The sequence below is a fragment of the Staphylococcus muscae genome (assembly GCF_003019275.1).
Lineage (GTDB): Bacteria > Bacillota > Bacilli > Staphylococcales > Staphylococcaceae > Staphylococcus > Staphylococcus muscae.
In genome coordinates this window covers 2,089,113-2,095,131 of sequence record NZ_CP027848.1, presented here as the reverse complement: position 1 = coordinate 2,095,131, position 6,019 = coordinate 2,089,113, and the positions used below count along the sequence as shown (strand labels likewise).

Sequence of the window (6,019 nt, the reverse complement as noted above, 5' to 3'; positions counted from 1 at the left end):
TCAACATATAAGGTACTTATAATAGGCTATACAATTTGATATTCGGGAATTTCTCCTCAAACCATCGTGTCGCAAAGTCATTTTCAAATAAGAAGACTTTATGATCATAGCGGTCTCTTACAAGAATTGAACGGCTTGAGTTCATTTTATCTTCCACATCGTCTTCATTTTCAATCCAACGTGCAATTTTCTTGCCGACTGGCTCCATAATGACATCAACGTTGTATTCATTGTTCATACGATGCTCAAACACTTCAAATTGCAACTGTCCAACAGCACCAAGAATAATTTGGTTCGTATGCAATGATTGATAATACTGTATCGCTCCTTCTTGCACCAGTTGTTCAATCCCTTTATGGAAATGCTTCTGCTTCATTACGTTTTTCGGTGATACTTTCATAAAGATTTCAGGTGTGAACTGCGGCAATTCTTTGAAGTGGAATTTTTGATTCCCTCCAACTAGTGTATCACCGATTTGGAAGTTCCCCGTATCATATAAGCCAATGATATCTCCGGCAACTGCATGATTTACCGTTTCTTTGTCATCCGCCATAAAACTTGTAGAACGCGTAATTTTAGATTTCTTACCTGTACGTTGTAACTTCACATCCATACCTCGTTCAAACGCACCACTTACAATACGCATAAATGCAATACGGTCACGATGTTTCGGATCCATATTCGCTTGAATCTTGAAAATAAATCCAGAAAACTGTTCATCGAATGGCGTCACTTCCATATCTTCTTCCGTTTGACGTGAATGTGGCATCGGTGCATGGTCTACATAAGCGTTCAAGAAGTTCTGGACACCGAAGTTTGCAAGTGCTGACCCGAAGAATACTGGTGTTAAATCACCACTTTTTAATGCTTCTTCATCGAATGATTCACCCGCTTCATCAACAAGCATTAATTCTTCAATCGCTTGCGTAAAAGCACTATCACCTGCTATTTCATGTGACTCTTCCAATTCATAATCTTCATTGATGTGTAAAATATTTTCCTCATCACGAAATGGCTCGATAGTACGCTCGTGACGGTCAATAATACCAAAGAAGTTTTGACCCATGCCGACTGGCCAGTTCATCGGATATGTTTCGATTCCTAACGTTGTTTCAATCTCATCTAACAATTCAAAAGGTTCCTTGCCAACACGGTCTAATTTGTTAATAAACGTAAAAATTGGAATACCACGCATTTTACAAACTTTGAAAAGTTTCAATGTTTGTGGCTCAATTCCTTTTGCACAGTCAATTACCATGACTGCACTGTCGACCGCCATTAAAGTACGATATGTGTCCTCAGAGAAATCTTCGTGCCCTGGCGTATCCAGAATATTAATTTTGTAATCATCATAATCAAACTGCATGACAGAACTTGTAACCGAAATTCCACGTTCTTGCTCTACTTTCATCCAGTCACTTGTTGCAAATTTACCTGTCTTTTTCCCTTTAACTGTTCCTGCTTCACGAATCGCACCACTAAAATATAATAGCTTTTCCGTCAATGTTGTTTTCCCAGCATCCGGATGCGAAATAATCGCAAAGGTTTTACGTGCTGATACTTCATCTTTGATACTCATCTCAAAACTCCTTCTAATCTATGTTTCTTGTACCCATTGTGTAATACGTAACGCTAATACTTCTGCTTCATCTTCATCAAGTACATTGAATAAGTGCATCATGAGGTGTTCTGTCAGTGCTTCACCAAATAGCGTATCATCGATCATGATAGACCAATGTAAGTCTGGCACTGCAACAACAAAATAATCTTCCTTTTTATTCTCATAAATAAACACTTTCGCTGAATATCCTTCGCTATGGCTTTCTCTAATCTTCATCTGGACGACCTCCAAACTTCTCATAGGCAGCTTCTAAACCAATCAAATCATCACGATGTGGTACTTTTACATGACCAGCCATAATTTGGAAAGGTTCACGTCCTTTTGATGCTAAGACAACAGTATCGCCCGGTTCAGCCATTTCAATGGCGTGTCGAATACCTTCTGCACGATCTGTGAATTCTACATAGTTATCATGAGTCATCCCTTTCGCTAACTCTGCCGTCAACATTTTAGGATCATCATTTGCTGGGTTGTCAGGCGTTAATATAACATAGTCTGCACGTGAAGCAACACGCCCCATTTCTGGCGTCTTCGTCAAATCACGTTCACCTGCCATGCCGATTAAAAAGATTAACTTCTGTTTCACAAACGGTTGTACTGCGTCGATTAACTTTGTCATACCATCTGCTGTATGTGCATAGTCAATAATTAAATCAATCGGCAATGATGGGTCAAGTACTTCTAGTCGGCCTTCAACAGGCTCTAGCGCTTCAACTACCTGTGTCACTCGCTCTAAACTTTCGCCACTCGCCCATACTCCGAGCATTGCTGCCATAAGGTTTGCGATATTGAATTCACCAACATAAGGTGACTTTACAGGATACGTCCCAAAAGGAGTAACGAAGTCAAAAGTAACACCTTGTAGGGTTGCTTCAATATTTTTCGCCATAAACTGCGCATCTTGTTCGATTCCATATGTGAATACTTCATATGGTGTGACAGCCTTTAAAGACTCTGAAAAGGCATCATCATTGTTCACAATCGCATATTTCGATTGCGACACATCCTGGCCTAATTGACTAAATAGCAACGATTTTGCATGACCATATGCTTCCATCGTCCCATGAAAGTCTAAATGATCTTGTGTTAAATTTGAAAATATCGCAACATCAAATGTAACCCCACTCAATCTCCCTAAGCTCAATCCGTGTGATGATACTTCTAATGTCATTGCGGATGCATCTGCTTGCACGGCTTCATGCAATTTTTTAGTAAGGGATACCGTCTCTGGTGTCGTATTTTGCCCTTTTGTGACGTGCTCATTTATTTGAAAGCCATTTGTCCCTAAATAGGCGCTGCCTTTATTCAATTTGCGGAATATATGATGTATCATCGTAGCGATTGATGTTTTACCATTTGTCCCTGTCACACCGATTGTTGTCATCTTTTTACTAGGAAAATCATACAAGCGATGAGCAAGATGACTCGCCACTCGCAATGTATCAGGCACAATCACTTGTGTTACATCACCTGTTAACTCTAATTCACGACTCACGACAACGACTTGGCAACCTTGCGCTACAACATTTTGCGCAAAGCGATGACTATCCACTGTATAGCCTTTAGAAGCCACAAAGATACTTCCTTCTCTAGCAGTGCGAGAGTCTGTCGTGATATCATCTATTTCTCTATCTAATGTTCCAACTACTTGTTTCATTAATATATGTTGAAAAAGTTCTTGCGCATTCACACATATCTCTCCTTTTTTATACACTCATTCATTATACACGTTTCACCATAAAATTATATAAGTTGTAGATCATTTTTTCATCTGACATTATTTCTCATGTTGTATCTCATTGCGTCAATATATTAAGATAATAGAATAAATTATAACGTATATGCGTCTCATTGAAATTGACTTTTTCTTTTCACAATTTTTAGGATACTGGCAAACTATGGTTAAATGATGAGATGTTAAAGGATTTCACCTTATTTTACGTTGATACAACTTATATAAATTTGATTTCGATAGCGCTAGACAGTCTTTCATAATGAAACACCTATGCTCAGGCGCTCCCTTTGCATCTAAATAATATTGGAGGCTACTCATATGAGTACTCAAAAGAAAAAAATATTAATACTGACCGGTTCCTTTGGCAATGGCCATATCCAAGTCACGAACAGTATTGTGTCGCATTTAAATAAGATGCACCTGGATGATCTTACGGTTATCGAGCATGACTTATTTTTAGAAGCACACCCTGTCATAACAACTATTTGTAAACAATGGTATATTAATAGTTTTAAATATTTCCGTCGCATGTATCAAGCATTCTATTACAGTCGCCCAGATGAAATAGACAAATGCTTCTATAAATACTATGGGTTGAACAAACTATTAAATCTACTTTTAAAGGAAAAACCTGATTTAATCTTGTTAACTTTTCCAACGCCTGTTATGTCGGTATTAACACAACAATTTAATATGAATATACCAATCGCAACAGTGATTACAGACTACCGTATGCACAAAAACTGGATCACTCCGAACTCATCACGCTATTATGTCGCAACTGATGATTTGAAGGCAGAACTAACAAACATAGGTATTCCGAATGATCACACAAAAGTGACTGGAATTCCAGTATCTGCACAATTTGAAGCGCCTATTGATCGTGTAGAGTGGTGCTATCAAAACCATTTGGATCCAACTGCACCTACAATTCTTATGTCAGCCGGTGCTTTTGGTGTATCAAAAGGCTTCCATACAATGATAGAACGCATTTTATCCAACACACCACGTGCACAAGTTGTTATGATATGTGGGCGTAATAAAGACTTAAAACGTCAACTTTCAACTGCATTCAAAAATAATAATAACGTCTTAATTCTCGGATATACGAAAGAGATGAATGCATGGATGGCTGTCAGTCATCTCATGATTACGAAGCCGGGTGGCATTACGATTTCGGAAGGATTAGCGCGTCGAACACCGATGATTTTCTTAAATCCTGCGCCAGGTCAAGAACTTGAAAACGCCTACTATTTCGAATCAAAAGGCTTCGGCAAGATTGCCGATACACCTGACGATGCAATTGAAATCGTGACACATTTATTGCAACATAATGATGCATTAGATCAAATGGTGCAGCATATCACTGATGCACGCATTGAACATGCGACGCAAAAACTTTGTAACGACTTACTTCACTTACTTTATGATTCGACTGCATATCAAAATGTTTATGGAAAGGTTCCTTTATATGCAAGATTACTCGTCAAATAATAAAGACTATACGAAAAACTTTTCTTTATTAATTATCATATTATTTCTTATGGAGTTTGCACGTGGCATGTACGTGCTCAGTTATTTACCTTTGTTACCAACAGCAACTTCCATAGCTGTTGGTATTACTTCTGCTGCTATTTCTGTGCACTTTATTGCCGATGCAGTTTCTAACTTTTTTATCGGTTTTATTCTAAAACGATGGGGTCCACGTATTGTACTCACGTTAGGATTTGTCTTAGCATTGTTTAGCTTAATGCTCGTCATCTTTATGCCAATTTCTCCTATCGTACTCATCGTAAGTGCGCTCATGTTAGGAATTGCAGTATGTCCAATATGGGTCATTATGTTGGCAAACGTCGATGAAAGAACACGTGGAAAACAGATGGGCTATGTGTATTTTGCATGGCTAGCTGGTTTGCTTGTTGGGATGATTGGAATGAATCTCATCTTCAAAAGTCATCCCATTACGTTCAATTTCTTAATGCCACTTATTGTTGCAATCGCATTTGTACTCTACTTTTTCGTAAAAGTTCGACTCACCGACTATCACACGAAAAATGTACGTGAACAATTCAAACAAATTGTGAGTGTATCACGACGTCATATCATTTTATTTCCAGGAATTTTATTGCAAGGGATTGCGATTAGTGCATTGATTCCGGTTTTACCGCAATATGCGATTAATATTGTTGGCGTGACGACGGTTGAATACACAGCTGCGATAATTATCGGAGGTATCGGTTGTACGATATCAATGCTCGGACTATCTAAGCTCATTGATCACTTTGCACACCGCTTTATGTACAGCATGATCTTCGTCGGTTTTCTTTGTTATGGTATTGCAATGATTTCATTCACATTTATTACGAATATTTTTATCGTATGGGGAATCGCATTACTTGTAGGGTTAATTTATGGTTTACTTCTCCCGTCCTGGAATACATTCATGGCTGGTTTTATTCACCCTACCGAACAAGAAGAAACATGGGGCGTGATTAACAGTATTCAAGGTTTTGGAGCGATGGCTGGACCGATTATCGGTGGCCCACTGTCACAATTTTTCGGGAGTCCAATTTATACATTTTACTTTTCTGCATGTCTTATCTTCTTTTTAGCTTGTTTTTACGGTTTTTATTTTTTGAAACAACTACACCGTACCACATAAA

General features: G+C 38.4%; 5 protein-coding genes. 2 read left to right on the top strand and 3 right to left on the bottom strand.

Annotation, left to right across the window (positions count from 1 at the left end):
• Positions 1 to 16: 16 nt before the first annotated feature.
• From C7J88_RS10375 to C7J88_RS10365, 3 genes are read right to left on the bottom strand one after another with little or no spacing between them, the layout of a single operon-like run.
• A complete protein-coding gene (locus C7J88_RS10375) occupies positions 17 to 1,579 on the bottom strand; it encodes a peptide chain release factor 3 (RefSeq protein ID WP_095115997.1) in 1,563 nt (520 codons plus the stop codon).
• Between the two features lie 18 nt (positions 1,580 to 1,597).
• Complete coding sequence (locus C7J88_RS10370) at positions 1,598 to 1,837, bottom strand: YueH family protein (RefSeq protein ID WP_095115994.1); 240 nt, start codon at positions 1,835 to 1,837, stop codon at positions 1,598 to 1,600.
• Entirely contained in the window at positions 1,827 to 3,311 is a 1,485-nt protein-coding gene (locus C7J88_RS10365; RefSeq protein WP_095115993.1) for a UDP-N-acetylmuramoyl-L-alanyl-D-glutamate--L-lysine ligase, read from the bottom strand. Before C7J88_RS10365 ends, C7J88_RS10370 begins: the two co-directional genes overlap by 11 nt.
• A 363-nt stretch (positions 3,312 to 3,674) precedes the next feature.
• Between C7J88_RS10365 and C7J88_RS10360 the strand changes: the two genes are divergently transcribed.
• Both C7J88_RS10360 and ltaA read left to right on the top strand, forming a co-directional pair.
• Entirely contained in the window at positions 3,675 to 4,850 is a 1,176-nt protein-coding gene (locus tag C7J88_RS10360; protein ID WP_095115991.1) for a diglucosyl diacylglycerol synthase, read from the top strand.
• Positions 4,828 to 6,018 (top strand): lipoteichoic acid biosynthesis MFS flippase LtaA, encoded by a 1,191-nt coding sequence (ltaA, locus tag C7J88_RS10355; protein ID WP_169712253.1) that lies wholly within the window; start codon positions 4,828 to 4,830, stop codon positions 6,016 to 6,018. The genes C7J88_RS10360 and ltaA overlap by 23 nt, the downstream gene beginning before the upstream one ends.
• Position 6,019: the final 1 nt, after the last annotated feature.

Bases quoted from the DNA above. Each gene is read 5' to 3' on its own strand.
- C7J88_RS10360 (WP_095115991.1), top strand. From the start codon at position 3,675: ATGAGTACTCAAAAGAAAAAAATATTAATACTGACCGGTTCCTTTGGC.
- ltaA (WP_169712253.1), top strand. From the start codon at position 4,828: ATGCAAGATTACTCGTCAAATAATAAAGACTATACGAAAAACTTTTCT.
- C7J88_RS10375 (WP_095115997.1), bottom strand. From the start codon at position 1,579: ATGAGTATCAAAGATGAAGTATCAGCACGTAAAACCTTTGCGATTATT.
- C7J88_RS10370 (WP_095115994.1), bottom strand. From the start codon at position 1,837: ATGAAGATTAGAGAAAGCCATAGCGAAGGATATTCAGCGAAAGTGTTT.